At 73.8% G+C, this 26,304-nt stretch carries 27 protein-coding genes; 17 read left to right on the plus strand and 10 right to left on the minus strand.

All coding sequences use genetic code 11. The features are described from left to right. The first annotated feature begins 3 nt into the window (after positions 1–3). The 8 genes from WCD58_RS10145 to WCD58_RS10180 all read left to right on the plus strand — a co-directional run bounded on the left by WCD58_RS10145 (position 4) and on the right by WCD58_RS10180 (position 8,302). A complete protein-coding gene (locus WCD58_RS10145; protein WP_337702268.1) occupies positions 4–993 on the plus strand; it encodes a helix-turn-helix domain-containing protein in 990 nt (329 codons plus the stop codon). Beyond that, on the plus strand, positions 990–2,015 hold the full coding sequence (locus WCD58_RS10150; RefSeq protein WP_337702271.1) for a carbon-nitrogen hydrolase family protein: 1,026 nt from the start codon (positions 990–992) through the stop codon (positions 2,013–2,015). The genes WCD58_RS10145 and WCD58_RS10150 overlap by 4 nt, the downstream gene beginning before the upstream one ends. A gap of 161 nt (positions 2,016–2,176) precedes the next feature. Then, positions 2,177–4,099, plus strand: coding sequence for a DEAD/DEAH box helicase (locus tag WCD58_RS10155; RefSeq protein ID WP_337702273.1), 1,923 nt, complete (start codon positions 2,177–2,179; stop codon positions 4,097–4,099). A gap of 141 nt (positions 4,100–4,240) precedes the next feature. Then, positions 4,241–4,783, plus strand: coding sequence for a MarR family winged helix-turn-helix transcriptional regulator (locus WCD58_RS10160; protein WP_337702275.1), 543 nt, complete (start codon positions 4,241–4,243; stop codon positions 4,781–4,783). A 69-nt stretch (positions 4,784–4,852) separates the two neighbouring features. After that, the gene (locus WCD58_RS10165; protein ID WP_337702277.1) at positions 4,853–6,139 is read left to right on the plus strand and encodes a CaiB/BaiF CoA transferase family protein; all 1,287 of its coding nucleotides are present in this window, start codon (positions 4,853–4,855) and stop codon (positions 6,137–6,139) included. 2 nt (positions 6,140–6,141) lie between these two features. Further along, positions 6,142–6,840, plus strand: a complete 699-nt coding sequence (isoH, locus tag WCD58_RS10170; protein ID WP_337702279.1) for a 1-hydroxy-2-glutathionyl-2-methyl-3-butene dehydrogenase — start codon at positions 6,142–6,144, stop codon at positions 6,838–6,840. Positions 6,841–6,856: 16 nt separating this feature from the next. Continuing rightward, the gene (isoI, locus tag WCD58_RS10175; protein ID WP_337702281.1) at positions 6,857–7,576 is read left to right on the plus strand and encodes an iIsoprene-epoxide--glutathione S-transferase; all 720 of its coding nucleotides are present in this window, start codon (positions 6,857–6,859) and stop codon (positions 7,574–7,576) included. Between the two features lie 18 nt (positions 7,577–7,594). After that, positions 7,595–8,302: a glutathione S-transferase family protein gene (locus WCD58_RS10180; protein ID WP_337702284.1), complete on the plus strand. Its 708-nt coding sequence runs from the start codon at positions 7,595–7,597 to the stop codon at positions 8,300–8,302. 5 nt (positions 8,303–8,307) lie between these two features. Here WCD58_RS10180 and WCD58_RS10185 read toward each other — a convergent pair whose 3' ends face one another. Then, positions 8,308–8,988 carry a gamma-glutamyl-gamma-aminobutyrate hydrolase family protein gene (locus tag WCD58_RS10185; RefSeq protein WP_337702286.1) on the minus strand — a complete coding sequence of 227 codons (681 nt, stop codon included), beginning with the start codon at positions 8,986–8,988 and terminating at the stop codon, positions 8,308–8,310. A 44-nt stretch (positions 8,989–9,032) separates the two neighbouring features. Between WCD58_RS10185 and gshB the strand changes: the two genes are divergently transcribed. The 3 genes from gshB to WCD58_RS10200 all read left to right on the plus strand — a co-directional run bounded on the left by gshB (position 9,033) and on the right by WCD58_RS10200 (position 12,918). After that, on the plus strand, positions 9,033–10,034 hold the full coding sequence (gshB, locus tag WCD58_RS10190; RefSeq protein ID WP_337702288.1) for a glutathione synthase: 1,002 nt from the start codon (positions 9,033–9,035) through the stop codon (positions 10,032–10,034). Positions 10,035–10,120: 86 nt separating this feature from the next. After that, a complete protein-coding gene (locus tag WCD58_RS10195; protein ID WP_337702290.1) occupies positions 10,121–12,085 on the plus strand; it encodes an FAD/NAD(P)-binding protein in 1,965 nt (654 codons plus the stop codon). Further along, positions 12,082–12,918 (plus strand): alpha/beta fold hydrolase, encoded by an 837-nt coding sequence (locus WCD58_RS10200; RefSeq protein WP_337702291.1) that lies wholly within the window; start codon positions 12,082–12,084, stop codon positions 12,916–12,918. The genes WCD58_RS10195 and WCD58_RS10200 overlap by 4 nt, the downstream gene beginning before the upstream one ends. A 38-nt stretch (positions 12,919–12,956) precedes the next feature. Here WCD58_RS10200 and WCD58_RS10205 read toward each other — a convergent pair whose 3' ends face one another. Then, entirely contained in the window at positions 12,957–13,922 is a 966-nt protein-coding gene (locus WCD58_RS10205) for a quinone oxidoreductase family protein (protein ID WP_337702293.1), read from the minus strand. Between the two features lie 105 nt (positions 13,923–14,027). Between WCD58_RS10205 and WCD58_RS10210 the strand changes: the two genes are divergently transcribed. Both WCD58_RS10210 and WCD58_RS10215 read left to right on the plus strand, forming a co-directional pair. Further along, positions 14,028–14,771, plus strand: a complete 744-nt coding sequence (locus tag WCD58_RS10210; RefSeq protein WP_337702296.1) for an alpha/beta fold hydrolase — start codon at positions 14,028–14,030, stop codon at positions 14,769–14,771. A 35-nt stretch (positions 14,772–14,806) separates the two neighbouring features. Then, positions 14,807–15,049 carry a hypothetical protein gene (locus WCD58_RS10215; RefSeq protein ID WP_337702299.1) on the plus strand — a complete coding sequence of 81 codons (243 nt, stop codon included), beginning with the start codon at positions 14,807–14,809 and terminating at the stop codon, positions 15,047–15,049. Between the two features lie 280 nt (positions 15,050–15,329). Here WCD58_RS10215 and WCD58_RS10220 read toward each other — a convergent pair whose 3' ends face one another. Next, entirely contained in the window at positions 15,330–16,112 is a 783-nt protein-coding gene (locus WCD58_RS10220; protein ID WP_337702301.1) for an enoyl-CoA hydratase-related protein, read from the minus strand. 98 nt (positions 16,113–16,210) lie between these two features. Here WCD58_RS10220 and WCD58_RS33610 point away from each other — a divergent pair, with 98 nt between their 5' ends. From WCD58_RS33610 to WCD58_RS10230, 3 genes are all read left to right on the plus strand, one after another. Continuing rightward, positions 16,211–16,276, plus strand: a complete 66-nt coding sequence (locus WCD58_RS33610; RefSeq protein WP_373695208.1) for a putative leader peptide — start codon at positions 16,211–16,213, stop codon at positions 16,274–16,276. A gap of 195 nt (positions 16,277–16,471) precedes the next feature. Next, complete coding sequence (locus tag WCD58_RS10225; RefSeq protein WP_337702303.1) at positions 16,472–16,687, plus strand: hypothetical protein; 216 nt, start codon at positions 16,472–16,474, stop codon at positions 16,685–16,687. 119 nt (positions 16,688–16,806) lie between these two features. Beyond that, a complete protein-coding gene (locus tag WCD58_RS10230; RefSeq protein ID WP_337702306.1) occupies positions 16,807–18,036 on the plus strand; it encodes an acyl-CoA dehydrogenase family protein in 1,230 nt (409 codons plus the stop codon). A 3-nt stretch (positions 18,037–18,039) separates the two neighbouring features. On the opposite strand, the gene WCD58_RS10235 is transcribed toward WCD58_RS10230, so the two are convergent. After that, a complete protein-coding gene (locus tag WCD58_RS10235) occupies positions 18,040–19,035 on the minus strand; it encodes a zinc-binding alcohol dehydrogenase family protein (protein WP_337702881.1) in 996 nt (331 codons plus the stop codon). A 29-nt stretch (positions 19,036–19,064) separates the two neighbouring features. Continuing rightward, a complete protein-coding gene (locus tag WCD58_RS10240) occupies positions 19,065–20,195 on the minus strand; it encodes an LLM class flavin-dependent oxidoreductase (RefSeq protein ID WP_337702308.1) in 1,131 nt (376 codons plus the stop codon). Positions 20,196–20,410: 215 nt separating this feature from the next. Between WCD58_RS10240 and WCD58_RS10245 the strand changes: the two genes are divergently transcribed. Next, positions 20,411–21,775 carry an LLM class flavin-dependent oxidoreductase gene (locus WCD58_RS10245; RefSeq protein WP_337702309.1) on the plus strand — a complete coding sequence of 455 codons (1,365 nt, stop codon included), beginning with the start codon at positions 20,411–20,413 and terminating at the stop codon, positions 21,773–21,775. Here the strand turns inward: WCD58_RS10245 and WCD58_RS10250 are convergent. Genes WCD58_RS10250 through WCD58_RS10270 form a run of 5 tightly spaced genes read right to left on the minus strand, consistent with a single transcriptional unit; the run spans position 21,761 to position 26,302 of the window. After that, positions 21,761–22,498 (minus strand): dienelactone hydrolase family protein, encoded by a 738-nt coding sequence (locus tag WCD58_RS10250; protein WP_337702311.1) that lies wholly within the window; start codon positions 22,496–22,498, stop codon positions 21,761–21,763. The two genes, WCD58_RS10245 and WCD58_RS10250, sit on opposite strands and share 15 nt — an antisense overlap. Positions 22,499–22,555: 57 nt before the next feature. Further along, positions 22,556–23,533 (minus strand): isopenicillin N synthase family dioxygenase, encoded by a 978-nt coding sequence (locus WCD58_RS10255; protein WP_337702314.1) that lies wholly within the window; start codon positions 23,531–23,533, stop codon positions 22,556–22,558. 51 nt (positions 23,534–23,584) lie between these two features. After that, a complete protein-coding gene (locus tag WCD58_RS10260) occupies positions 23,585–24,421 on the minus strand; it encodes an ABC transporter permease (protein ID WP_373696205.1) in 837 nt (278 codons plus the stop codon). Then, entirely contained in the window at positions 24,405–25,277 is an 873-nt protein-coding gene (locus WCD58_RS10265; RefSeq protein WP_337702315.1) for an ABC transporter ATP-binding protein, read from the minus strand. The genes WCD58_RS10260 and WCD58_RS10265 overlap by 17 nt, the downstream gene beginning before the upstream one ends. Beyond that, positions 25,274–26,302 (minus strand): ABC transporter substrate-binding protein, encoded by a 1,029-nt coding sequence (locus tag WCD58_RS10270; RefSeq protein WP_337702317.1) that lies wholly within the window; start codon positions 26,300–26,302, stop codon positions 25,274–25,276. Before WCD58_RS10270 ends, WCD58_RS10265 begins: the two co-directional genes overlap by 4 nt. Between the last annotated feature and the right edge of the window lie 2 nt (positions 26,303–26,304).

Here is a 26,304-nt window from a genome sequence, read left to right on the forward strand (position 1 = left end):
CGGGTGGGCGCCGGGCGGGCGGGTGCGTTTCGCGTCGGTGACGAGAGCTTCGACGCGGCCTCGGTGCCCGCCCCGCTGCGGCGACGCACCTGGAGCGAGGTCACGGCCCGCTTCCTCGTGCCTCTGGAGATCGACGCGCCGTCGGCGACGGTCGACGGGACGATCGCGGCCCGCCGGCGCGGCGGGTTCACGCTCTGCGGGGTGTCCGCCACCGCGCACACCGCCGTGCGCACCGCCGGGCTGGCACGCGGGGCGGGCGGCGGCCAGGTCAAGGTGGCCGTCCCGGTCCGCGGCGTCGTCAGCGTGACCCAGGACGGCCGGCGCGCCGACCTGGTCCCCGGCGAGATCGCCGTCTACGACACCTCGCGGCCCTACACCGTCGGTGGGGACGGCCCGTTCGGGCTCGTCGTGGCGCTGCTGCCCCGCGACGCGCTCGCCATCGGGGAGAGCCGGCTGGAGCGGCTGGTCGCCCGCCGCCTGCGGGGTGCGGCGCTGGGGCCGGTGCGGTCGGGCCTGCTCGCGCTGACCGACGCGCGCACGTCCGACCGCGACCGCGAGCTCGTCCTCGACCGGCTCGTCCGCCTCGCCCCGGGGCGGGAGGGTGAGGGCCGGTCGGTGCACGACGCGGCGGTCGAGCTCATCGCCCGCCGGCTCGGGTCGCCGACCCTCACCCCCGACTACCTCGCGGACGTCCTCGGCGTCTCGCGGCGCACGCTGTACCTGGCCTTCGCCGGGCAGCGCCGCTCGGTCGCCGCCACCATCCGGCACGCCCGCCTCGAGCGGGCGCGAGCACTGCTCGCCGACCCCGACGGCGCGGCCCCGGTCGCCGACGTCGCCGCGGCGGTGGGCATGGCGGGGCCCACCCAGCTCGGCCGGCTCTTCCGCGCCGAGTTCGGGACGACGCCTTCGGCCTACCGAGCGAGCGTGTCGGCCGGCGACGTTGCACGGATCGTCGAGGGTCCGGACCGGGGGAGTCCTAGCGTGCGGCCATGACCGACAACGGCTCCACGGTCCGCGTCGCCGCCGTCCACGCGGCAGCCCCGTTCCTCGATCTCGCCGCGGGTGTCGAGCGCGTGTGCGCGTTCATTCGCGACGCCGGCGCGCGGGGCGCGAAGCTGACCGTGTTCCCCGAGACCTTCCTGCCCGGCTATCCGCACTGGATCTGGTCGCACACCGCGAAGTACGCCGCGCCCCTGTTCGCCGAGCTGTACGCCAACAGCATCGAGCTGCCGAGCCGGGAGTCCGAGGCGATCGGGGAGGCCGCCCGCGAGGCGGGCACCTGGGTGGTGCTCGGCGTCGACGAGCGGGAGGGCGGCACGCTCTACAACACCCAGGCGTACTTCAGCCCGACCGGTCAGCTGGTGGCCCGGCACCGCAAGCTCCACCCGACCAACGCCGAGCGCACGGTCTGGGGTCGCGGCGACGGGCGGGACGTGTTCGTCGTCGACACCGGCTTCGCCCGCCTGGGCGGCCTGATCTGCTTCGAGCACAGCATGGATCTCGCGCGCTACGCGCTGGCCACGCTCGGCGAGCAGATCCACATCGCGTCCTGGCCCGCGATCAACGCCACCCACGCGGACCCGAACGCCGGCGACTTCGACCACTACTCGACGACGCTGGCCCAGGCCCACGCGATCTGCGCCCAGACCTACGTGGTCGTCACCCAGGGCATGGTCACCCAGGAGATCGTCGACCGCCTCGACGTCACCCCCGGCCCGGACGCGCCGACGGTCGGCGGCGGGCTCACGGGCTTCCTGGGGCCGAACGGCAAGTGGCTGGCCGAGCCGCACCGCGACACCGAGGCGATCGTCACCGCGGACCTCGACCTGAGCGTGATCGCGTTCGCGAAGTACTTCGCCGATGGCGCGGGGCACTACGCGCGCCCCGACGTCTTCCGCTTCGGGATCGACCGGACCCCGCAGACCGCCCTCGCCGATCCGGTCGGCCGCGTGGCGCCCCTCGTCCCGGCCGCCGACGGCACCGCGGGGACCCACGCGGTGCTGAGCGTGTCCTGACCGACACCGGCCGGTCCGTCGACGGGCCGGCCGGTCGGAAATATCCACTCGCGTAGACTGGTTACCAACGCCGAGCTGTCGGCCTGGGTGGGACCTTTCCGGAGTGTGACCGGGTCCGCGGACAGCTCTCGTGTCCGAGTTCCCTCTCCCGAAAGATCTACGTGACCAACGCTGCTGTCCTGTCCGATGACGTCGAGCTCGTCGACGTGATCACCCCCTCTTCCTCCGACGACACCGAGGCGACCGAGACGGTCGACGAGGTCGTCGAGGCCGACCAGGAGTCGGCCACCCCCGAGACCACCGACGAGTCCGCCCCCGAGGCCGACGACGAGGCCGACGACGAGGCCACCGAGGAGACGCCCGACGAGGCGCCGGCCTCGGGCTTCGCCGCGCTCGGGCTCGCCGAGCGCCTGCTGCCGACCCTGGCCGAGGCCGGGTTCGACACGCCGACCCCGATCCAGTCCGAGACGATCCCGCTGCTGCTGTCGGGCCGCGACGTCCTCGGGCTCGCGCAGACCGGCACCGGCAAGACCGCCGCGTTCGCGCTGCCGATGCTCTCGGCGATCGACCCGGCGCAGAAGTCGGTGCAGGCCCTCGTGCTGACCCCGACCCGCGAGCTCGCGATCCAGGTCGCCGAGGCCATCGAGCGTCTCGGCAGCGCCGTCCCCGGGCTGGGCGTCGTGCAGCTCTACGGCGGCGCGCCCTACGGCCCGCAGCTGCACGGGCTGCGCCGCGGCGGCCAGATCGTCGTCGGCACCCCCGGTCGCATCGCCGACCATCTCGAGAAGGGCACCCTCGACCTCACGAACGTCGCGCACTTCGTGCTCGACGAGGCCGACGAGATGCTGCAGATGGGCTTCCTCGAGGAGGTCGAGAACATCTTCGACCTCCTGCCCGCCGACCGGCAGGTGGCGCTGTTCTCGGCGACCATGCCCGGCGCCATCCGCGAGGTCTCCCGCCGGCACCTGAACGCGCCGGCCGAGGTGTCGATCAAGTCGAAGACCCAGACCGGGGTGAACACCCGGCAGCGCTACGTCGTGGTGCCCGAGCGGCTCAAGGCGGACGCGCTGTCGCGCATCCTGCAGGTCGAGGACTTCGACGCCTGCCTGGTGTTCGTGCGCACGCGCCAGAACACCACCGACGTCACCGACGCCCTCAACCGCCGCGGCTTCGCGGCCGTGGCGATCTCGGGTGACCTCTCGCAGCCGCAGCGCGAGAAGACGATCGGCGACCTGCGCGCCGGCAAGATCGACGTGCTGGTCGCCACCGACGTGGCCGCCCGCGGCCTCGACGTCGACCGCATCTCGCTGGTCGTCAACCACGACCTGCCCACCGACCCCGAGTCCTACGTGCACCGCATCGGGCGCACGGGCCGGGCCGGCCGCAGCGGCGAGGCGATCTCGTTCGTCACCCGCGGCCAGATCCGCACCATGCGGATGATCGAGGGCGTCACCAAGCAGAAGGCCGAGGAGATGTCGGTGCCGGGCACCGACGAGGTCAACGACGTGCGCAAGCGGCGCTTCGCGGACCGCATCACCGGCACCCTCGACGGCACCGTCACCGGCGGCGACCCGATGGACGTGTTCCGCGGGATCGTCGGCGACTACGTGGCCGAGCACGGCGCCGACCCGCTGGAGCTGGCCGCCGCGCTGGCCAAGATGGTGCAGGGCGACAAGCCGCTGCTGGTCGAGGACCTGCCCGCCCCGCCCCCGCGCGGCGAGCGGAACGACAAGCGCGGCCCGAAGCCCGAGCGCGGCCAGGGTCGCGGCAAGGCGCCGTCGTGGTCGGTCGGGTCGGGCACCGACACCTACCGCATCGACGTCGGCCACAACCAGCGCGTGCGCCCGGGCGCCATCGTCGGGGCCATCGCCAACGAGGCCGGCCTCGACTCGGCGCACATCGGGCACATCGACATCCGCACCGACCACACGCTGGTCGAGCTGCCCGCCGACGTGCCCGGTCCCGTGGTCAAGCGCCTGCAGCGCGCCCGCGTCGCCGGCCGTCCGATGGGGCTGCGCCGGGCCTCGGGCGACGAGGTGGCCTCCGGGCCGTCGCGTGGCCCCCGCGGTCCGAAGCGCCGGTAGGAACGACACTCCCCGCGCCCGTCCGTGCCCCCGCACGGGCGGGCGCGGTCGTGTCTCCACCGCAGCGGTCGCCTCGGCGGTAAGAACTTCAGCGCTACGCTTCTGAGCTCCGGACAAGTCCGCGCGGGAGGAGCCGGGCCGGTGGCGGCAGCAGAGGATCCCGGGTCGGTCACCGACGACGTCGACCGCGTCGAGCGCGACTGGCGGCGCGAGCAGCCCGACGTCGACGTCAGTTCGATCGGCATCGTCAGCCGCGTCTGGCGCGTCGGCCGGCACCTCGAGCAACAGCGCAAGGCGCAGCTCGACCGCTTCGGCACCGACCGCGGCAGCCTCGACGTGCTGGCGATGCTGCGCCGGTCCGGCCCGCCCTTCCGTCGAACCGCGGGGGAGCTGACCCGCTCCGCGTTGATCACCTCGGGCGGGGTGTCGCAGCGTCTCGACAAGCTGGAGAAGGCCGGGCTGGTCACCCGCCACGTCGACACGGCCGACCGCCGGCGGGTCGACGTCGAGCTCACCGCCGCCGGCGTCGAGCTGGTCGACTCGGTGCTGGCCGGGCTCATGGAGCACGACAGCCGGGTGCTCGACGACGCCCTCACCGGGCCGGAGCAGGACCGCCTGCGGCAGCTGCTGCGCAAGCTCCTGCTGACCCTCGAGCCGCCGGAAGATCATCTTGATGCGAAGTAATTGACTCCTAAGAGAACCTCGCTAGTGTGTGACGACAGACACAGTCGCTGCCACACCGCGGGGTGAACGATGGGCGGTCCCCTGACCGGCGTCCGCGTGCTCGACCTGTCGGCGATGCTCTCGGGGCCCTGGGCCGCGGACCTGCTCGGCGACCAGGGCGCGGACGTGATCAAGGTCGAGCCGCCGGGCGCCGGCGACCACGTCCGGGCGCTGCGCAACCAGACCCACGGGCTGGCGTCGATGTTCGTCAACGTCAACCGCTCGAAGCGCTCGCTGACGCTGAACCTCAAACACGAGGAGGGCGTCGCCATCCTGCGGCGGCTCGTCGCGTCGGCCGACGTGCTCGTCCAGAACTTCCGCCCGGGGGTCGTCGAGCGGCTCGGGATCTCCTACGAGGACCTCCGCGCCGTGAACCCGCGGCTGGTCTACCTGTCGATCAGCGGCTTCGGTGAGTCCGGCCCGTACGCCGACCGCCGTGTCTACGACCCGATCGTCCAGGCGCTGTCGGGCCTGACGACGGTGCAGGCGGGCTCCGACACCGCCCGCCCGCGCCTCATCCGCACCGTGCTGCCCGACAAGCTCACGGCGATGGCCGGCGCGCAGGCGATCTCGGCGGCCCTGGTCGCCCGCGCCCGCACCGGCGAGGGCCAGCACGTCCGGCTCTCGATGCTCGACACCGTCGTGTCGTTCCTGTGGGCCACCGACATGAACGCCTACACGTTCGCCGACCGGCCGGTCGAGCCCGAACGGGCCGCGAGCTTCATCGACCTCATCTACGAGACGGCCGACGACTACATCACCGTCTCGACGATGAAGGACGGCGAGTGGCGGGCCTTCTGTCAGGCCGCGGACCGGCCGGACCTGCTCGCCGACGACCGGTTCGACAGCGCGGCCAAGCGCGACGAGAACGTCGACGAGCGCCTCGCCTGCATCCAGGAGGTGCTCCGGGAGCGGCCCGCCGCGGACTGGCTGCGCATCCTCCCCGAGCACGGCGTCCCCTGCGCCCCGGCGCTGCGCCGCCACGAGCTGATCGACCACCCGCAGATCCGCGCCTCGGGCACGGTCGTCGAGACCGAGCACCCGGTGGCCGGGCGGCTGCGTCAGGCCCGCCCGGCGCCGCGCTTCTCCGACACGCCCGTCGACCCGCCGCGCGGCGCGCCGCTGCTGGGCCAGCACAACGACGAGCTCCTCGCCGAGCTGGGCCTCGACCGGGCCGCCGTCGACCGGCTCGTCGCGGCCGGGGTGGTCGGCGAGGAGAACCGGGCGCAGGGGACGGCGCCGGGGACGGTGCCGGGCACCGAGCCGCCCCCGGCGCCCGCGCGGGACGCCGACGCCGTCATGACGCGAGGAGCGTGAGGATGGCCGCGCAGCTGGTGGTGGGCGCCGACCGCGGGATCGCCCACGCCATGGTCCACCACCTCCACGGTCGGGGCGGCGAGGTCGTCGCCGTCTGCTTCGGCGACGGCGCCGACCTCGCCGCAGCGGGGGTCACCGTCGAGCCGCACGTCGACGTCACCTCCGACGAGGCGGTCACCGGCCTCGCGAAGCGCCTCGAGCAGCGGGGCACGCGCCTCGAACGGCTCGTGCACGTCGCGGGGATCATGCACCTCGACACGCTCGACACCGTCGACCTCGACGACGCCCGCCGCCAGTTCGAGGTCAACACGCTCGGACCCCTGCGCGTCGTGCGCGCGCTGCGCGGCCTGCTCGACCCGGGCGCGACGGTCGGCATCCTCACCAGCCGCGTGGGCTCCCTGGGCGACAACACCAGCGGCGGCGACTACGCGTACCGGATCTCCAAGGCCGGCGCGAACATGGTCGCGCTGAACCTCCACCACGACCTCGCGTCCCGCGGCGTCATGGTGCAGGCCCTGCACCCGGGGATGGTCCGGACCCATCTGCTCGACGTCATCGACCCCGGAGAGATGGAGCGCTACGCGTCCGCGTTCGCCGCCCCGGAGGACGCCGCGGCACGGCTCGTCGCGGCGCTCGACGCCCTGACACCTGACACCGCCGGCCGTTTCCAGCACGCCGACGGCACCTATCTGCCCTGGTGAAGGAGGACCGGAAGACATGATCACCGTCTACGGATACGGCCCCGCGTGGGGGCTGCCGTGCATCAGCCCCTACGTCACGAAGGTCGTGAACTACCTCACGATGGCGGGGGTGCCGTTCGAGTTCGTCCGACAGGACCTGGGCACGCTGGCCCAGGACTCGCCGACCGCGAAGATGCCGTTCATCCGTGAGGACGGCCGGCAGGTGAACGACTCGACCCGGATCATCGAGTACGTCAAGGACAGGTACGGCGACAAGCTGGACGACCACCTCAGCGAGACCGACAAGGCCGTCGGGCTGGCCTTCCAGCGCATGGTCGAGGAGTACACCTACTGGTCGGGCGTGATCGAGCCGCGCTGGACGACCGTCGAGAAGTTCAAGATCTATACGCCGTACGTGGTCGGAGCCGAGTTCGACGACCTGCCGAAGGAGGCCCAGGACGGGCTGCTCGCGTTCCGCGAGAAGATCTACGACCAGCACCTCAAGCAGGGCATGGGCCTGCGCGCCCACGAGGACGTCGTGAAGTGCCTCGCAGAGGACCTCGACGCCCTGTCGACGTTCCTGGGCGACAAGCCGTTCTTCCTGGGCGACGAGCCGACGTCCTACGACGCGACGATCTACTCGACGTTCCGCCACATCACCGACTCGCCGTGGGAGTGGGCCGGCCGCGACTACGCGCGCTCGAAGGGCAACCTCGTCGCGTACGCCGACCGGATGCGCGCCCGCTTCGGCGTCTGAGCACCCCACGGTCCCGCCGTGATCGACCTGTTCTGTTTCGTCAGCCCGAACGCCCGCAAGATCCACATGGCGCTCGAGGAGCTCGGCCTGCCCTATGCCGTGCGCTGGGTCGACATCACGCGCGGCGACCAGTTCGCGCCGCACTTCCTGCGCGTGAACCCGAACGGGAAGATCCCGGCGATCGTCGACCACGACGGTCCCGGCGGCGAGCCGGTCCGGCTCTTCGAGTCCGCGGCGATCCTGCTCTACCTCGCCGAGAAGACCGGCGCGCTGCTGCCCGACGACCCCGCCGCCCGTTGGGAGGCGATCTGCTGGACGGTCTGGCAGGTCGCCAACCAGGGCCCGGGCCTCGGCCAGGCGACGCACTTCCTGCAGTACGCGCCGGACGGCGGGCACGTCGACCCTTACGCTCAGGACCGGTTCCGTGCCGAGGCGCAGCGCGTGTACCGGGTCCTCGACGAGCGCCTCACCGGGCGCGACTACCTCGCCGGGGACGCGTTCTCGATCGCCGACATCGCCTGCTTCCCGTGGACGCGTCTGTCCCGCCACCACGGCGTCACCGTCACCGACTACCCGGCCGTCGTCGCGTGGTCGGAGCGGATCGCGGCGCGGCCGTCGGCGCAGGCCAAGATCGACGACCACCGCGACGAGGCCACCCGGCGCTTCCAGTACAGCGCCGAGCAGCGCGCGGTGCTCTTCCCGACGGCGCCGGACCCGGACCGGTGAGCGCGTCAGCCCGCCCGGGCCGCGTCCACGAGCCACCGGAACTCGGGCTGCGGCACGTCCTCGAGCTGCTCGGGGTGCCACTGCACGCACACCAGCCCGTCCGCCTCGAGCCCCTCGACCAGTCCGTCCGGGGCCCGGGCGGTGACCGTCAGGCCGTCGGCGACGCGGTCGACCCCCTGGTGGTGGAGGCTGTTCACCGTCGCGGAGGGGCCGTGCAGCGCGGCGAGGACGCTGCCGGGCGTGAGGGTCACCTCGTGCCGGCGGGTGTGCGCGTGTTCCTCGAGGTGGAGGTGCAACGTCCCGCCCCACGCGACGTTCACCAGCTGGATGCCGCGACAGATCGCCAGCACCGGGCGCCCGCGCTCGCGCGCCGCGGCCAGCAGCGCGATCTCGAAGGCGTCGCGGCCGGGCTCGAGCGACGACGTCCGCGCGTCGGGGACCGCGCCGTAACGAGCCGGGTCGACGTCGTTGCCGCCGGTCAGCACGAGGGCGTCGGTGCGCTCGACCACCGCGGCCGGGTCGACGTCGCCCGGCACGTGCAGCGGCAGGCCCCCGGCTGCCACGACGTTGGCGCCGTAGCCGGTGAAGTAGGCGTCGATCTCCAGCGCGTCCAGGGCCGGCGGGCCGCTGTGCAGCCCCGCCGCGGCGCGACGCCGGCCGGTCACGGCGATCAGGGGTGCCTCCACGCCCCCACCTCACCACGCCGAGCGCTCACCACCGGAGGACGCTGATGTCCCGTCCGACCCCCGCCCGCCCGCTGGTGCTGGTGTTCGTCATCGACCCGATCGCGTCGCTGAACCCGGCCCACGACACGAGCGTCGCGATGATGGAGGCCGCCCAGGAGCGCGGCCACCGGGTGCTGGTCACCACGATGGCCCAGCTGGAGGTGCGCGACGCGCGGGCGCACGCCCTGTGCACCCCCGTGCGGGTGCACCCCGCGGTGCTGCGCGACGGGCGGTGGACCGCCCGGCCGGACTGGTACGTCGCCGGGACGGCGCAGCGTTGGCCGCTCGACGACGCCGACGCGGTGTTCGTCCGCACGGACCCGCCCGTCGACGCCGCGTACCTGCGCGGGACGTTCATCCTCGACCTCGTCGACCGGCGCCGCACCGCCGTGGTCAACGAGCCCGCCGGGCTGCGCGACGCGAACGAGCACCTCTTCGGCCTGCGGTTCCCCGAGCTCTGCCCGGACACCCTCGTCACCTCCGACGTCGCCGGGATCGTCGAGGCGACGCGGCGCTGGGGGCGGGCCGTCGTCAAGCCCACCGACGGCATGGCCGGGCGCGGGATCATGCTGCTCCGCCCCGACGACCCGAACCTGCGCTCGATCCTGGAGTCGGCGACCACCCGCGGGCGCGACCAGGTGGTGGTGCAGCGCTACGTCGCCGCGGCGAGCGAGGGCGACCGCCGGGTGATCCTGCTCGACGGCGTGCCGATCGGCGCCGTGCGCCGCGTCGCGACCGGCACCGAGTTCCGGTGCAACATGGCGGTCGGGGCCGTGCCCGTCGCCGACACCGTCACCCCGCGCGACAAGGAGCTGTGCGCGGTGATCGCCGACCGGCTCGTCGCCCACGGCCTGACCTTCGTCGGCCTGGACCTCATCGGCGACTACGTGACCGAGATCAACGTGACCAGCCCGACCGGGGTCCGCGAGATCGACGCGTTCGACGGGACCCGGCTCTGCGACCAGGTCATCGCGAGCGTGGAGCAGCGGGCGGCCGTCCCCTCGTAGGTCGTCGGTCACCCCGCGTTCGGTGGCCGGTCCCGCGAGCCCGGCCTACGGTTGGGGTGAGGCGGACGGCGGAGGGGTGCGGACAGATGCCGCGATCGGTGGTGATCGTCGGAGGTGGGCCGCGGGGGACCGGCGTCCTCGAACGTCTCGCGGCGAGCGCGCCCGAGTTCGTCGACGAGCTGGACGTCCACCTCGTCGACCCCTACCCGGACGGCGCCGGCCGCATCTGGCGCGAGGACCAGTCGGCGCTGCTGTGGATGAACTCCATGGCGGCCGACGTCACGATGTTCACCGACGACAGCGTGATCTGCGACGGGCCGATCGTGCCCGGCCCGTCCCTCTACGACTGGGCGGTCGCGGTCCGCGACGGCGAGCTGGACGGCGAGGAGGTCCCGGACGGCCCCGTCGGCGACGAGCTGCGCGCCCTCGGCCCGGCCACGTTCGCCACCCGGCGCCTGCAGAGCCACTACCTCGACTACGTGCTGCGGCGCGTGCTCGCGACCCTGCCGCCGCAGGTCCGCGTGCACCGCCACCGCACCCGGGCGGTCGGCCTGCGGCGCGGTACCCCCGACACGGTGCTGCTCGACGGCGGCGGCGAGCTGCGCGCCGACGTGCTGGTCCTCGCCTCGGGCCACCTCGACGCCGCCCCCACCGACGACGAGGCCGCGCTCGCCGCGCACGCCCGGGAGCACGGGCTGCTCTACTTCCCGCCCGAGCAGACCACGGACTCGGAGCTCGACCGGATCCCGGCGGGGGAGACGGTGATCGCCCGCGGGATGGGCCTCGCGTTCGTCGACCTGGTGGTCCTGCTCTTCGAGGGCCGCGGCGGGACGTTCCGCGACCGTGGTGACGGCACGCTCGACTACGAGCCCTCCGGCCGCGAGCCCGTCGTGCACGTCGGCTCCGGGCGCGGTGTGCCGTACCACGCGAAGACCGAGTACGCGCTGCGCGGACCGCGCCCGCCGCTGCCCCGCTTCCTGGGCCCCGACGAGATCGCCGCGTTCGTCCGCCGCGGGAACGTCGACCTGCGCCGCGACGTGTGGCCGATCATGGCCAAGGAGGTCGGCTGGGCGTACTACCACGAGCTGTTCGCCGGCCACCCCGACCGCGTGCGGGGCGTGTGGGACGACTTCGCCCTGCGCTACGCCGAGCTCGACTGGTACACGCCGGCCATGCACGAGCTCGTCGCGGGCTTCGTGCCCGACCCCACCGACCGCCTCGACTTCGAGCGCATCGACCGGCCCCTCGAGGACGTCTGCGCCCCCGACCTCGCGAGCCTGCAGGAGCGCCTGCGTTCCTACGTCCTCGACGACCTCGCCCGCCACGTCGACGACCGCTACACCGCCGAGCTCGGGGCGTTCGTGGGCCTGCTCTCGGCGTTCGCTCAGGTCGCCGAGCTCGCCGGCACGAACGCGCTGACGCCGCGCTCGCGCGCCCAGGACCTCGCGTGGTGGCAGAACTTCTTCAGCTCGCTCGCCAGCGGCCCGCCCGGTCCGCGCCTGCGCCAGCTGCTCGCGCTCTCGCGCGCCGGGTACGTGGTGTTCCTCGGCGCCGGCCTGCGGGTGACCCCCGTCGACGGCGGCTTCCGGGCCACCAGCGCGTCCCTCGACGACATCGCGATCACGGCGCGGACGTTCGTGGAGGCGCGCCTGTCGTCGCCGAGCGTCAGCCGCAGCGACGACCCCATGCTCGCCGGCCTGCACGCCGAGGGCCTGCTCGACGAGGAGACCCTGCGCGAGGAGCACACCGAGGACGCGGGCCCGGCGGTGCACGCCGCCGACGCGGCGGTCGCGCACTCCGGCGCGTCGGTGACGCTGCACAACACCGGCCTGGTGCGGGTGCGCACGTCGGACTTCCGCCTCGTCGACGCCGAGGGCCACCCCGACCCGTGCCGCTTCGCGATCGGGCCGCACACCAACGTCCGGCTCCCGGGCGCCTTCACGCGGCCCAACACCAACGCGCTGAGCTTCCGGGCCAACGACGCGCTGGCCCGCGCCGTGCTGACGGCCCTCGCCGACGTGGCCCCCGGGACCGGGCGGCTCTCGGCGTGACGTCGCCGACGCGGGTGACGCTCCCCGACATCACGCTCTCGGTGATCGACGAGGGCGCGGGGCCCGCGGTGGTGCTGCTGCACGGCTTCCCCGACCGCGCGACGCTGTGGCGCCCGCAGATCGAGGCGCTCGTCGCCGCCGGCCACCGGGTGATCGCCCCGGACCTGCGCGGCTTCGGCGACAGCGACCGCCCCGACGACGTCGGCGCCTACCGGATCCACCGCTCGGTGGCCGACGTGCTCGCGCTGCTCGACGAGCGGGGCATCGAGCGGGCGGCGGTCGCCGGGCACGACTTCGGCTCCGTCGTGGGCTGGGCGCTCGCGATGCGCAGCGACCGGGTCACGCGCTACGCCGCCCTGGCCGTCGGGCACCCCGAGGCGTTCCGCGCCGCCGGGCTCGCCCAGCGCGCCCTGTCCTGGTACATGCTCTGGTTCCAGTTCCCCGGTGTCGCCGAGGAGGCCCTGCCCGCCGACGACTGGGCACTGCTGCGGCGCTGGCTGCACCCCGGGGTCGACGACGACCTGGTGCGCACCCAGATCGCCGACCTGGCGCGGCCGGGCGCCCTGACCGCCGGGCTGAACTGGTACCGGGCGAACATCGACCCGCGGACGTTCGCCGATGAGACCCCGCTGGGCCTGCCGCGCCTGACGATCCCGGTGCTGGGCATGCTCGGGACGGCCGACGTCGCGCTGGGCGAGGCACAGATGGCCGACTCGGCGCGCTACCTCGACGGCCCGTTCACGTACGTCCCGGTCCCCGGCGGCGACCACTGGCTCCCCGCCCGTCACCCCGACACGGTCACCGAGGCCCTGCTGACCCACCTCCGTGCGTGATCTTCTGAGCTATAGCTCAGAAGATCACGCACGTAGGGCTAGCGAGTGAAGACGATCTTGCCGGCGGTGACGCCGTCGAGCATCGACCGGAAGCCGTCCTGCGCGTCGGTCATCGGCAGCTCCTGGCCGATCTCCGGGGCGATGCCGGTGGCGGCGACGAAGTCGAGCAGGTCGCGCAGCTCGGACAGCGTGCCCATCGTCGAGCCGACGAGGTTCTTCTGCAGGAAGAAGATCTGGGCGAGCTCGGCGGGCGGCTGGTTGCCCGACGTCGCGCCCGAGCAGACGATCGTGCCGCCGGGGACCAGCGCGCGGACCGAGTGCTTCCAGGTCGCCTCGCCGACGGTCTCGAACACCGCCTGCACCTTGCCGGGCAGCTTGCCGTTCGACTCGAACACCTGGTGGGCGCCGAGGCGCAGGGCCAGCTCGCGCTTCTCGTCGGTGCGCCCGGTGACCCACACCTGCATGCCCGCCGCGCGCCCGAGCTGGATCAGCGCCGTCGACACCCCGCCCGACGCGCCCTGCACGAGCATCGTCTGGCCGCCCCGCAGCCCCGACTTGGTGAACAGCATCCGGTACGCGGTCAGCCACGCCGTACCCATCACCGCGCCGGCCGTGGCCGTCATGCCCTCCGGGCGGGGGAGCGCGTTGCGCTTCGGCACGACCACGTAGTCGGCGAAGCTGCCCTGCGCCCACTCGGTGAGCATCTTGCGCTTGGGGTCGAGGGTCTCGTCGTCCTTCCAGTCCGGGTCGCCCATGAGCGAGTGCAGGACGACCGGCGTGCCGTCGTCGAGCGTGCCCGCCCCGTCGCAGCCCAGGATCATGGGGAACTGGTCCTCCTTGATGCCGACGCCGCGCAGCGTCCACAGGTCGTGCATGTTGAGGCTCGCCGCCTCGACCTTGACGCGCACCCAGCCCTCGGGCACCTCGGGGTCGGGCCGCTCGCCCACCACGAGGGAGGCGAGGGGGTCGTCGGCGTTGGGCTCGGAGGCGTAGACCGCGAACATGCCCCGCAACCTATCCGGCACGGATCGGCCCGTGCCCGATGAGTTCGCGGTCGGTGCGCGGTTCCACCGGTGACGGCACCGACCCCCGACCCGGAGGATCCGCTCATGTACGCCTCTCTCCCCGATCTCGACGTGTACTTCGAGGACCACGGCGCCGGCGCGCCCCTGGTGCTCCTGCACGGCGGCATGCAGACCCTGGACCTCAGCTTCGGCGCGCTGATGCCCCTGCTCACCCCGCACCGGCGCGTCATCCCGATCGAGCTCCAGGGCCACGGGCGTACGGCCGACCCCGCGGACCGCGAGGTCACCCTCGCCAACCAGGCCGGCGACGTCGTCGGCGTGCTCGACCACCTCGGGCTGGCGCGGGCCGACGTCCTCGGCTTCAGCTGGGGCGGGTACGTGGCCCTCGAGACGGCCCTGCGCCACCCCGACCGTGTCGACCGTCTCGTGCTCGCGGCGGTGAACACCCGCGCCGACGGCTACCACGCGGAGATCCACGACCCCGAGCAGTGGGCGACGTCCACCCGCATGCCGACCGAGGAGGACTTCGCCGCCATGGTCGGCGGGTACGAGCGGTACGGGATCAGCACGTTCGAGGCGGTCAACGCGAAGCTGCAGCCCATCGTCGGCGCCGAGGAGAACTGGACGCCCGAGCAGCTCGCGACGGTCGCCGCGCCGACGCTGGTGATGATCGGCGACCACGACTTCGTGCGCGTCGACCACGCCGTCGCGATGGCCGACGCCATCCCCGACGCCGCGCTGGCCGTCCTGCCGCGGACGAAGCACACCGAGGTCGTCGGCCGGGTCGGGATCGTCGCGCCGCTGCTGGAGGACTTCCTGGGGCGGTGACGGGGGCGGCGTCCACCGGCGTACCGTCTCCAGGCGTGCTGCGTGCCGTCGCGACCTGGTGGGACGGCGTCGAGCTGTGGCTGACCCAGCTCGACTTCGCCGTCCAGGTCGTCCTCGTCGTGGCCGTCGTCGGGCCCGTGTGCTGGGGCGCGGCGGCGGTCATCGACACCGTCGTGGAGCGCTCCGTCGCCGCGCGTCTCGAGGCGTCGGAGCGTCGAGCGGGGCGCCGTGCCGCGCGCCGCGAGGAGGAGCAGGCGACGTCGGCCCCGGAGGCCTGACCGCCGTGGACCGCCGCGCCGCCCGCCTGTGGGTCACCGCGACGCTGATCGCGCTGCTCGTCCTCGTGATCGTGATGAACCTGGCCTGACGCCGGCGCACCAGGCGCACCGCGACCGTCCCGCCACGATCCCCGTGAGCAGCAGCGTCAGGCTGCGCCCCTTCGTGAACCCCATCGCATGCTCCCCCGCCGCCCGACCTATCTCGTTCTCGACATCGGCCGATCCGCCGGGTCCTGAAGGGCTGTGGAGATCACGATCGCGTGATTGACGCCGGCTCGGCTCAACCTTCCGGCACCCACGACGGCGCGCGCTTCTCCGCGAACGCCGCCATGCCCTCCTGGCCCTCGTCGGAGGCGAAGAACTCCGAGGACAGGGCGAGCATCGCCTCGAGGTCCTGCTGCAGCTGCTCGCCGCGGTCGCGGCGCAGCATCGCCTTGGTGGCGGCGAGGGCCTTCGGCCCGCCGCGGCCCAGCATGTCGACGTAGCGGGCGACCTCGGCGTCGAGCCCGTCCGCGTCGACGGCGCTGTTGACCAGCCCGATGGCCTCGGCCCGGTCGGCGCCGAAGGTCTCGCCGGTGAGCATCAGCTCGTGGGCGGCCCGGGGGAGCAGCCGGGGGAGCACGGTGGCGGAGATGACGGCGGGGACGACGCCGATGCGCACCTCGCTGAACGCGAAGGTGGCCTCCCGTGCGGCGACGGCGATGTCGCACGCGGAGACGAGGCCGACCCCGCCCGCCCGCGCCGGGCCGGCCAGGCGCGCGACGACGGGCTTGTCGGAGTACCACAGCGCGGTGAGGATCGCGGGGAACTCGTTGACGCCCTGGTCCGACGAGCCGGCCCCGCGCGACTCGCGCAGGTCCATGCCCGAGCAGAACACCGGGCCGGTGTGCGTCAGGACGATCACGCGCACGGCGTCGTCGTCGACCGCGGCGTCGAGGTGCGCGGAGAGCTCCCGGCGCAGCTGGGCGGACAGCGCGTTGCGGTTGCGCGGCGAGTCGAGCGTGATCGTCGCGGTGCCGCCCACGACGTCGAGGTGCACCAGTTCGCCGGAGTCCGAGTCCATGCGCGCCACTGTGACACGGGCCGGATCGCTCGCTCGGTGGTGGCGTCGGAGGCGGGCACCTGCGTAACGTTCTGATCGTGACCGAGGCGCCGACCACCGTGTGGCACGCGTGGCGCCGTCATGTCGACCTGTGCCGGACCTCCGCGGCCATCTGTCGCTCCTGACCTGCTGGGCACGTCCGAGGATCCGTCCCGGGCGCGTCGAACCCCCGCACCGTCGGAGCACGACATGTCCCTCGCGCAGCGCGCCGCGGCCCTCCTGGACGACTTCTGTCGCCAGGCGCCGCTGCTCGCCCTCGTTCACTTCTCCTCGCCGACCGCGGCCACCGTCCCGGGCGAGATCCACCGGAGGAACCCCGCATGGCCACCGTCATCCCCCAGTTCAGCCCCCGTGGCGCCGCCGTCGCCGAGCTCCTCACCGACCTGGACGCCCTCGTCCGTCGTGAGGTGACCAGCGACCACGCCGGCACCGACAACTGGGACCGCGACGCCGAGCGCATCGCCGCCGAGGTCGCCACCACGCTCGCGCGCCTGCGCGACGACCTCCGCCGCCACCCGCTGCCCGCGCGGCGCTGATGGGGGTGCTCCCGCCGGTGCCGTTCGTGCGGCGCCGGCACATCGACCACGCGCGGGTGTGCTCGCAGGGCTGTCGGACCTCCTCGTCCCCCTGACCGACAGCACCCGAGGAGACCCCGATGACCAGCACGCTCCCGCGACCCACGACCGACTTCTCCACCCTGCCCACGCCCCGCACGGAGCAGGAGTGGCTCGACCGCGCCCGCCTCGTGCGCGGCCTGCTCGCCGTCGACGCCGCCGCGCGCGACGCCGCCGGCGCGACCCCGTACACCGAGGTCGCCCTGCTGAAGGACTCCGGTCTCGTCACCCTGCTCGGCCCGGTCGAGCACGGGGGCGGCGGCCAGGAGTGGCCGACGGCCTACCAGGTGATCCGGGAGGTCGCCGCCGGCGACGGCTCGATCGGCCAGCTCCTGGGCTACCACCTGCTCTGGTTCTGGGCCGCGCGCCTGGTCGGCACGCCCGAGCAGATCGAGCAGGTCGAGGCCGAGGCCACCCGGCAGCGGTGGTTCTTCGGCGGCGCGGTCAACCCCCGCGACGCCGACGTCGTCATCCGCGACGAGGGCGACGAGATCACGTTCACCGGCCGCAAGTCGTTCTCGACCGGCAGCAAGGTATCGGACGTGACCGTGCTCGAGGGGGTGCTGGAGAACGACCCCGCGACCCACGTCTTCGCGATCGTGCCGTCCGACCAGCCGGCGATCACGTTCCACGACGACTGGGACAACATCGGCCAGCGGCTCACCGAGTCGGGCAGCGTGACCCTCGACGGCGTGCGGGTGCCGTGGGCGGCCGCGGCGGGCTTCCGCGACAAGGTGTTCGCGCCGCGGGTCTACAACACGCTGAACGTGCCGGTGATCCAGCTGGTGTTCGTCGCCTTCTACCTCGGGATCGCCCGCGGCGCGCTCGACGAGGCGGCGCAGTACACCCGCGGGACCACGCGGGCGTGGCTGCACAGCGGCCTGGACCGGGCGGTCGACGAGCCGTACGTGATCGACACCTACGGCGACCTGACCGCCAAGCTGTGGGCGGTCGAGGCGCTGGCCGACGCGGTCGCGCTCGAGGCCCTGCCGATCCACCGCGACCCCGACGCCGTCACCGAGCAGGCCCGCGGCGAGCACGAGGTACGGGTCGCCGCGGTGAAGGCGCGGGCCACGGACGTCGCGCTGGAGATCACCAGCCGGGTGTTCGAGGTGCTCGGGGCGCGGGCGACGACGTCGACGCTCGCGTTCGACCGCTTCTGGCGCAACGTGCGGACCCACACCCTGCACGACCCGGTGGCCTACAAGCGCCGCGAGGTCGGGCGCTGGGTGCTCGTCGACGAACTGCCCCAGCCGACCTGGTACAGCTGACGGTCAGCTGCGCGGCCGCCACCGCAGGGGGCGGGGGAGCACGACGAGCTTCCCCGTCGCCCGGTCGGCCTCCATCACCGAGTGGGCGTCGCGGATGCGCTCGATCGGGAAGACCTGGCCCAGCGGGACGCTCGCGCGCCCGGCGGCGACGTCGTCGAGGAACCCCTGCAGCACGTCGGCGGGGAGGTCGGTGGCGTCGCCGCCGTACGCGGTGAGCCGGATGCCGCGGGGCAGATAGTCGATCGGGTAGAAGTCCGGGACCGTCCACTCGTTCGAGAGCATCCCGGCGAAGCAGACGACGCCGTGGCGGCGCGTGGCGCGCAGGGTGTCGGGCAGGGTCGGCGTGCCGACGAGCTCGAGCGCCGCGTCGACGCCGCCGCCGAGGGTGTCGTGGACCTGGCGGGCGACCTCGCCGTCGTCGATCAGCACGTGGTCCACACCGACGGCGCGCAGCCGCGCGATCTTCGCGCCGGTGCGGGTCGTCGCGACGACGGTGAGCCCGCGGGCCTTCGCGAGCACCGCCGCGGCGAGCCCGACCGACGACGTCCCGCCCCGGATCAGCAGCGTCTGGCCCGCCTGCACGTCGAGCCCGTCGGTGAGCGCGCCGTACGCGGTCTGCAGCATCTCCGGGACGGCGCCGAGGGTGGGCCAGTCCAGGTCGCTGGTGAACGGGATGACCTGCCCGACCGGCACGCAGGTGTACTCCGCGTAGCCGCCGTCGAACGTGCGGCCCATCCCGCCCATCATCGTGACCACCTGCTGGCCGGGGGCGAACTCGCCGCCCGGGCAGACCGCGACGACGCCGGCCGCCTCGATCCCGGGCACCCGCGGGAACGTGACGCCCTCGGCCAGCCCGAGGCGGGTGTGGAGCTCGGAGCGGTTGATGCCGAACGCCTTGACCGCGATCAGCACCTGGCCGGGCTCCGGCTCGGGGACGATCAGTTCCTTGATCTGCAGGGCCTTCAGGTCCCCGGGCCCGCTGAGCACCACGGCACGCATCCTCGCCACGGCCGTGATCCTGCCCGCTGTCAGGCAGCCGTCAACGTGTCGATCCCCCGAGGACGGCCCTCGGCCTCGCGCCGGGCCACGCCGGCGCGCACGAGCGGGATCACCTCGCGGCCGAACTCCTCGGCGTCGGCGAGCAGGTCGTAGCCGCGCGCCGAGAGGATGTCGACGCCGAGGTCCCAGTAGTCGAGCAGCGCCGCGGCGACCGTCTCGGGCGTGCCGACGAGCGCGGTGGAGTTGCCGCCCCCGCCGGTGGCCTTCGCCGTGACGGTCCAGAGCGCGCGGTCGAAGCGCTCGCCGCGCTCGGCGACGGCGAGCAGGCGCTGGGACCCGGCGTTCTCCGGGTCGGTCAGGCGATGGCGGTTGGTCAGCGGCTGCGTGCCGCCCTGCGTGCGCTCCTCGATCCGCGCGACGGTGGCGTAGGCCTTCTCCCACGCCGCCTCCTCGGTGGCGCCGAGGATCGGGCGGAACGCGACCTGGATGCGCGGCATCTCGGTGCGCCCCGCCGCCCGGGCCGCGGCGTGCACGGTGGCGATCTGCTCGGCCGTGCCGGCGAGCGGCTCGCCCCACAGCGCGTAGATGTCGGCCTCGGCGCCGCCGACCGCGTAGGCGGCGTCGCTGGACCCGCCGAACGACAGCCGGATCCGCGGCTGCTGCGCGGCGCGGACGTCGAGCGCGAAGTCCTCGAACGCGTAGTGCTCGCCCGCGAAGTCCCAGGGTGTCGTCTCGGTCCAGGCCCGCTTGAGGATCTGCATGTACTCGCGGGTGCGCCCGTAGCGGGCGTCCTTGCTCAGGCGGTCGCCCTCGCGGGCCTGCTCGTGCTGGTTGCCGCCGGTGATGACGTGGACGGTGACGCGGCCGCCGCCGATCTGGTCCATCGTCGCGAACGTCTTCGCCGCGAACGTCGGGATCGAGAGGTTCGGGCGGTGCGCGACGAGCAGCTGCAGGCCCTCGACGTGGTCGAGGATGTACGTGGCGGCCTGCGCCGGGTCGGGGCTGCCCGACGAGTAGGCGGTGAGCACGCGGTCCCAGCCGTTGTCGCGGTGGGCGCGGGCGAGGCGCAGCGTGTAGTCGGGGTCGAAGGCGGGACCCGAGCGCGGGGTGATCTCGGATCCGTCGTTGGTGGCGGCGATGCCGAGGAACTCGACGGGCATGGCGGTGCTCCTTGCTCTGAGGGGGACGGCGGGACGAGCCGTCGCCTCAGAGCGCCGACGCCAGGCGACCGAGATCGACGTGGCGGCGTGAGACCAGGAGGACCACGTGCCCCACGCTCCTCCCCGCTACACGACCGGTCAATCGCGGGCGAGGCGCGGGTGGTGTGCACGACAGGACCGTTGCCCTGCGCGGGACCCGGTGATCGTGTCGGGGCGTGCCCCGCCGCATCCACCTCAACGCCTTCGACATGAACTGCGTCGCGCACCAGTCGCCCGGCCTCTGGCGCCACCCCGACGACCGCTCGCCGGACTACCGGGACCTGCGCTACTGGACCGACCTCGCGCAGCTGCTCGAGCGCGGCGTGTTCGACGGCATCTTCATCGCCGACGTGCTGGGGACCTACGACGTCTTCGGCGCCGACGCGACCGCCGCGATCCGCCAGGGGGCGCAGATCCCGGTCAACGACCCGATGATGCTGGTCTCGGCGATGGCGGCGGTCACCGAGCACCTCGGCTTCGGGGTCACCGCGGCGACCGGCTTCGAGCACCCGTACCCCTTCGCCCGCCGCGCCTCGACCCTCGACCACCTCACGAACGGCCGCTTCGGCTGGAACGTGGTCACCGGCTACCTGCCCGCGGCGGCACGCGCGATGGGCGAGGCCGACCAGATGCCCCACGACCAGCGCTACGACCACGCCGACGAGTACCTCGAGGTGCTCTACAAGCTGTGGGAGGGCTCCTGGGACGACGACGCGGTGGTGCGCGACGCGGAGCGGGGGGTGTTCACCGACCCGGACAAGGTCCACGCGATCGACCACCACGGCCGCTTCTTCGACGTCGACGGCATCCACCTCTCCGAGCCGTCGCCGCAGCGCACGCCGGTGATCTACCAGGCCGGCGCGTCCCCGCGCGGGCAGCGCTTCGCCGCCGAGAACGCGGAGGCGATCTTCACCGGGGCGCCGACGAAGGAGGTGCTCGCCCGGACCGTCGCCGACATCCGCAAGGCGCTCACCGAGGCCGGCCGCGACCCGTACAGCGCGAGGATCTACACGATGCTCACGGTGATCACCGACGAGTCGTCGCAGGCGGCGCGGGCCAAGCACGAGGAGCTCGCGGCGTACTCCAGTGACGAGGGGGCCCTGGTGTTCATGTCGGGCTGGATGGGCGTCGACCTCTCCCGCTACGACCTCGACGACCCCATCGGCGACGTCGAGTCCAACGCGATCCAGAGCGCCGTCGCGTCGTTCCAGCAGGCCGACCCGTCGGGCGAGGAGTGGACCGTGCGCGACATCGCCCGGTGGGGCGGCATCGGCGGCATGGGCCCCCGCGTCGTCGGCTCGCCCGCCGAGGTGGCCGACGAGCTGCAGTCCTGGGTGGACGAGACCGACGTCGACGGCTTCAACCTGCCCTACGCGATCACGCCCGGGACGTTCGCCGACGTCGTCACCCACCTCGTGCCCGAGCTGCAGCGCCGCGGCGTCTACCCGACCGGCTACACGCCCGGCACGCTGCGCCACAAGCTCTTCGGGCAGGGCGACCGCCTACCCGCGGAGCACCGCGGGGCCTCATACCGGCGCTAGCTCCACGGGCACGCACTCGGCGAGCAGCGCGACGACGTCGTCCCACGCCCGCGCCGCGTGCCGGGCGTGGTACCCGACGCCGGGGAGCACCTCCTGGTGCTCGTCGACCGGCGGGTGGTGGAACGCGTGCAGCGCGCCGCCGTAGACGACGAGACGCCAGTCGACGCCCGCGGACTGCATCTCGGCGGCGAACGCGTCGCGCTGCGCGGGCGGCTGGATCGGGTCCTCCGAGCCGACCCCGGCCCACACCGGGCAGCGGATGTTCGCGGCCTCGCCCGGCCGGCCCGTGATCAGCCCGTTGACCGTGGCGATGGCGCGCAGGTCGACGCCGGCGCGCCCGAGCTCCAATCCGACGGCGCCGCCGGTGCCGTAGCCGACGACGGCGACGCGCCCGGGGTCGGCGCGCGGCTCGGCGCGCAGCACGTCCAGCGCCGCGCCCCCGATGTCCCGCAGCCGCTCGGGGTCGTCGAGCAGCGGCAGGCAGCGCGCCAGCATCTCCTGCGGGTCGTCGAACCACCGCCCGCCGTGGATGTCGAAGGCCAGCGCGACGTACCCGAGCTCGGCGAGGGCGTCGGCGCGGCGGCGCTGGAAGTCGTTGAGCCCGGGGCCCTCCGGGCCGACGAGCACCGCGGGCCGGCGGCCGTCGCCGGCCGGGAGCGCGAGGTGGGAGACCATCGTCAGGCCGTCGGCCGGGTAGGACACCGTGCGCGTCGTCACCGTCATGGCCGCCGACGCTAGGGACCGGGCGGGCGCCGCGGGCCGGTGTTCGCGACCGGCGGACTAGCTCCAGTGGCGCGCGGCGACCGTGGGGTGCGAGCGCAGCCAACCGACCAGGGCGTTCTCGCCGTAGGCGGCGAGCAGCGGGTTGTCCGGGTCGTCGTTGGGGTCCCAGTCGCCGGTCTGCGCGGCGAGCTCCGGCGGCAGGTCGACGGGCTCGACGACGGCGTCGAGGCGCGGGCCGAGGAAGAACGCCACCGAGTAGCGGTCGACGCCCGCGGGCGGGCTGGTCACGCGGTGGCGGGTGGCCGTGAGGTAGCCGCGGGTGGCCACCTCGAGCATCTCGCCGATGTTGACGACGTAGCCGTCGGGGACGGGCGCGGCGCCGATCCAGTCGTCGGCTCCGGGGACCTGGACCTCGAGCCCGCCGACGTCGTCCTGGCGCAGCAGCGCGAGGAACCCGTAGTCCTTGTGCGCGCCGACGCCCTGCGCGGTGGCGGCCCCGCCCGGGTAGTGCAGGACCTTGAGGTGCAGGTGCGACTCCTCGTCGAACCAGCGGTCGAAGTGGTCCTCGGGCTGGTCGAGCGACGCGGCGAGCGCCCGCAGGATCTCCTGGCTCACGCGCAGCGCCTCGGCCTGCCACGCGAGCACGGCGTCACGCAGCCCGGGCAGCGCCGGCGGCCACTGGTTGGGCCCCACGAGGCCCCAGTAGCGGGCCTCTCCGGAGACCGGTGCCCGCTCCGGCCCGATGTCGATCTGCTCGCGCTGGTCGGCCTCGCCGCCGGTGCGCTCGGTGCCGACGCGGCTGTAGCCGCGGAAGTGGGGCGACGCGGTGTTCTCGATCGCGAGCCGGTCGTCGATCGGCAGCGCGAAGAACCGGCGGACCTCGTCGTCGAGGCGCGCGGTGAGCTCCGGGTCGATGCCGTGGCCGACGACGGTGAAGAACCCGACGTCCCGCGCGGCGCCCCGCAGCTCGTCGAGGAACGCGTCACGCTCGCCGGAGCGGAACCGTCGCAGGTCGAGGACCGGGAGTCCGGGCACGGGCTTCTCCTCTCCAGAAGTGCTCCCATCCAGGGGTGCTGCCAGCCTTGCTCACCCGGTCGCGGGCCGCCAGCGGCTGACGCGGCGTTCCAGCACCACCAGCAGCTGGTTGATGCCGAGGCCGAGCAGGGAGATCGTCAGGATGCCCGCGTACATCTGCGGGACCTCGACGTTGAACTGCGCCGCGGTGATCAGGTAGCCGAGCCCGGCGTTGGCGCCCGCCATCTCGGCGGCCACCAGCACCAGCAGCGACACCGCCGCCGCGAGGCGCACGCCGGTGAACAGCGTCGGCACCGTCGAGGGCAGCACGACCTTGCGGAACACCGCGCCCGCGCCGAAGCCCAGCGAGCGCGCCGAGCGCACCAGCAGCGGGTCCACCGTGCGCACCGCGCTCGCCGTGTTCAGCAGGATCGGCCAGGAGCACGCGAACATCACCAGCGCGATCTTCGAGCTCTCGCCGAGCCCGAGCAGCAGCACGAACACCGGCAGCAGGGCCAGCGCCGCGGTGTTGCGGAAGATCTCCAGCAGCGGGTTCAGCGCCTCGGCGACGGGCCGGTACCAGCCGAGCGCGATGCCCAGCGGGATCGCGACGACGACGGCCAGCACGAGCCCGCCGAGCGCGCGGACGAGGCTGGCCCCGAGGTGCTCGCCCAGCTCGCCGCTGACGGCGAGCTGCCACCAGGCGGCGAGCACCTCGGAGAACGGGGGCAGGAACACGCGGTCGACCAGCCCGAGGCGCGGCACGACCTCCCAGACGGCGAGGAACGCGATCACGGCCGCGCTCCCGCGGAGCAGCGTGACGCTGCGGCGACGGCCCCGCCGTGGCCGTGGCGCCGGGGACTCGGCAGCCTCGGCGCGCTCGTCGGTCGGCTCAAGCGTGCTGGTCAACGCGGGCCTCCTGGGTCCGGTCGTGCTGCGTCTCGGCCTTGACGGGTCGAGCTCCCCTATCGGCGTGCTCCCCTTGACGCTTCGTCTCCCCGCGGAGCGAGGTCCACACCCGGTGGCGGGCGCGGGCGAACTCGGGGCTCGAGCGGACGTCGGTGTCGGGGTCGCCGCGCGGCAGGTCGCCGACCTCGACGATCTCCTTGACGCGCCCCGGGCGGGCGGTGAGCACCGCGACGCGGCGGCCGAGGTACACGGCCTCGTCGATGCCGTGGGTGATGAACAGGATCGTCTTGCCGGTGCGCCCCCAGATGCGCAGCAGCTCGTCCTGCAGCGTCTCGCGGGTCTGCGCGTCGAGCGCCGCGAACGGCTCGTCCATCAGCAGCACCGCGGGGTCGAAGGCGAGGCTGCGGGCGATCGCGACGCGCTGGGTCATGCCGCCGGAGAGCTCGTGGGGGTAGTGGCGCTCGAACCCGGCGAGCCCGACGAGGTCGAGGTACTCCCGGGCCCGCTCGGCCCGTTCGCGGCGCGGGGTGCCGTTGGCCTCGAGTCCCAGCTCGACGTTCGCGCGGGCCGTGCGCCAGGGCAGCAGCGCGTACTGCTGGAACACCACGCCGCGGTCCAGGCCGGGACCGGTGACCTCGCGATCGTCCACGAGCACCCGGCCGGAGCTGGGGGCGGACAGGCCCGCGACGAGGTCGAGCAGCGTCGACTTCCCGCAGCCGCTCGGGCCGACCAGGGTGACGAGCTCGCCGGCGGCGACCTCCAGGTCGAGGTCGTCGAGCGCGGTGACCGGCGGGGCGCCGGCCTCGCGGCCCGGGAACCGCCGGGCGACGTGCTCGAAACGGATGCTGCTGCTCATCGGGCTCCCACCGGTCCCGCCTCGGCGGCGTAGGGGTTGAAGGCGTTGGTGACGACGCGGTCGACGTCCACGCGGCCCGGGGCGACGATCCCGTCGGCCTCGAGGAGGTCGAGCCAGGTGGTGAACTCGCTGCGCGCCATGACGCCGCCGGGCAGGGCGACGCCGGTCGAGTGCCAGTAGTCGACGGTCGTGAGGCTCTCGTTGCGGCCGCGGCGCCGGATGATGTCCTTGAACCGCGCCACGACCTCGTCGCGCGGGCGGGCCTGCGCCCACGCCACGGCCCGCGCGGTGCCGCCGACGAAGGCGCGCACGGTGTCCGGGTTGGCGGCGATGAACTCCTCGCGCATCACCGTCGAGCCGGCGGTGAAGGAGCCGAACAGTTCGAGGTCGGTGGTCAGCGGCCGCAGACCGCCGCGGGCCAGCGCCTTGTCGCGATAGACCATGTGCAGCGAGGCGACGTCGAGCTGCCCGGACCGTAGCGCGGACTCCGTGGCCACCGGCGGCACGACCACCGGCTGCACCTCGGCGATCTCGTCGCGCGTCAGGCCGCTGCGCTGCAGCCAGATCCGCAGGGTGTCCTCCCAGTGCGCGCCGAGGGTGTTCACGCCGACCGAGCGCCCGAGGAGGTCGCGCGGACCCCGGATCGGGCTGTCCTCGGGCACGTAGAAGCCGCCGAACGTCTCGCGATCGGTGCCGTAGTAGCCGATCACCGACCGGATCGGCGCCCCCGCCGCGACCAGGCGCAGGACGCCGCCGTTGAAGGCGCCGCCGTAGTCGGTGTCGCCGGTGACCGCGGCCTGGATGTCCTGCGGGCCGCTCGTGAAGTTCCCGATCCACTCGAGTCCGACCGGCCCCAGCAGGCCGAGGTCGGCCGCGAGCTCGGGGAACGTGACCTGCCCGGTCTGGCCCTGGTAGCGCAGGGTCGTCGTGGTGCGGGGGGTACCGCCGCCACCGGAGCACCCGGCGAGGGCTCCGGCGGCGAGGGCGGTGGTGGCGAGGCCGGTCAGGAACTGCCGTCGCCGCACGG

It is taken from the genome of Actinomycetospora flava, from assembly GCF_037400335.1.
Lineage (GTDB): Bacteria > Actinomycetota > Actinomycetes > Mycobacteriales > Pseudonocardiaceae > Actinomycetospora > Actinomycetospora flava.

Bases quoted from the DNA above. Each gene is read 5' to 3' on its own strand.
- isoI (WP_337702281.1), top strand. From the start codon at position 6,857: ATGATCACCGTCTACGGATACGGCCCCGCGTGGGGGCTGCCGTGCATC.
- WCD58_RS10235 (WP_337702881.1), bottom strand. From the start codon at position 19,035: ATGCGTGCCGTGGTGCTCAGCGGGCCCGGGGACCTGAAGGCCCTGCAG.
- WCD58_RS10220 (WP_337702301.1), bottom strand. From the start codon at position 16,112: ATGGACTCGGACTCCGGCGAACTGGTGCACCTCGACGTCGTGGGCGGC.
- isoH (WP_337702279.1), top strand. From the start codon at position 6,142: ATGGCCGCGCAGCTGGTGGTGGGCGCCGACCGCGGGATCGCCCACGCC.
- WCD58_RS10225 (WP_337702303.1), top strand. From the start codon at position 16,472: ATGGCCACCGTCATCCCCCAGTTCAGCCCCCGTGGCGCCGCCGTCGCC.
- WCD58_RS10230 (WP_337702306.1), top strand. From the start codon at position 16,807: ATGACCAGCACGCTCCCGCGACCCACGACCGACTTCTCCACCCTGCCC.
- WCD58_RS10165 (WP_337702277.1), top strand. From the start codon at position 4,853: ATGGGCGGTCCCCTGACCGGCGTCCGCGTGCTCGACCTGTCGGCGATG.
- WCD58_RS10195 (WP_337702290.1), top strand. From the start codon at position 10,121: ATGCCGCGATCGGTGGTGATCGTCGGAGGTGGGCCGCGGGGGACCGGC.
- WCD58_RS10240 (WP_337702308.1), bottom strand. From the start codon at position 20,195: ATGCCCGTCGAGTTCCTCGGCATCGCCGCCACCAACGACGGATCCGAG.
- WCD58_RS10265 (WP_337702315.1), bottom strand. From the start codon at position 25,277: ATGAGCAGCAGCATCCGTTTCGAGCACGTCGCCCGGCGGTTCCCGGGC.
- WCD58_RS10250 (WP_337702311.1), bottom strand. From the start codon at position 22,498: ATGACGGTGACGACGCGCACGGTGTCCTACCCGGCCGACGGCCTGACG.
- WCD58_RS10210 (WP_337702296.1), top strand. From the start codon at position 14,028: ATGTACGCCTCTCTCCCCGATCTCGACGTGTACTTCGAGGACCACGGC.
- WCD58_RS10150 (WP_337702271.1), top strand. From the start codon at position 990: ATGACCGACAACGGCTCCACGGTCCGCGTCGCCGCCGTCCACGCGGCA.
- WCD58_RS10205 (WP_337702293.1), bottom strand. From the start codon at position 13,922: ATGTTCGCGGTCTACGCCTCCGAGCCCAACGCCGACGACCCCCTCGCC.
- gshB (WP_337702288.1), top strand. From the start codon at position 9,033: ATGTCCCGTCCGACCCCCGCCCGCCCGCTGGTGCTGGTGTTCGTCATC.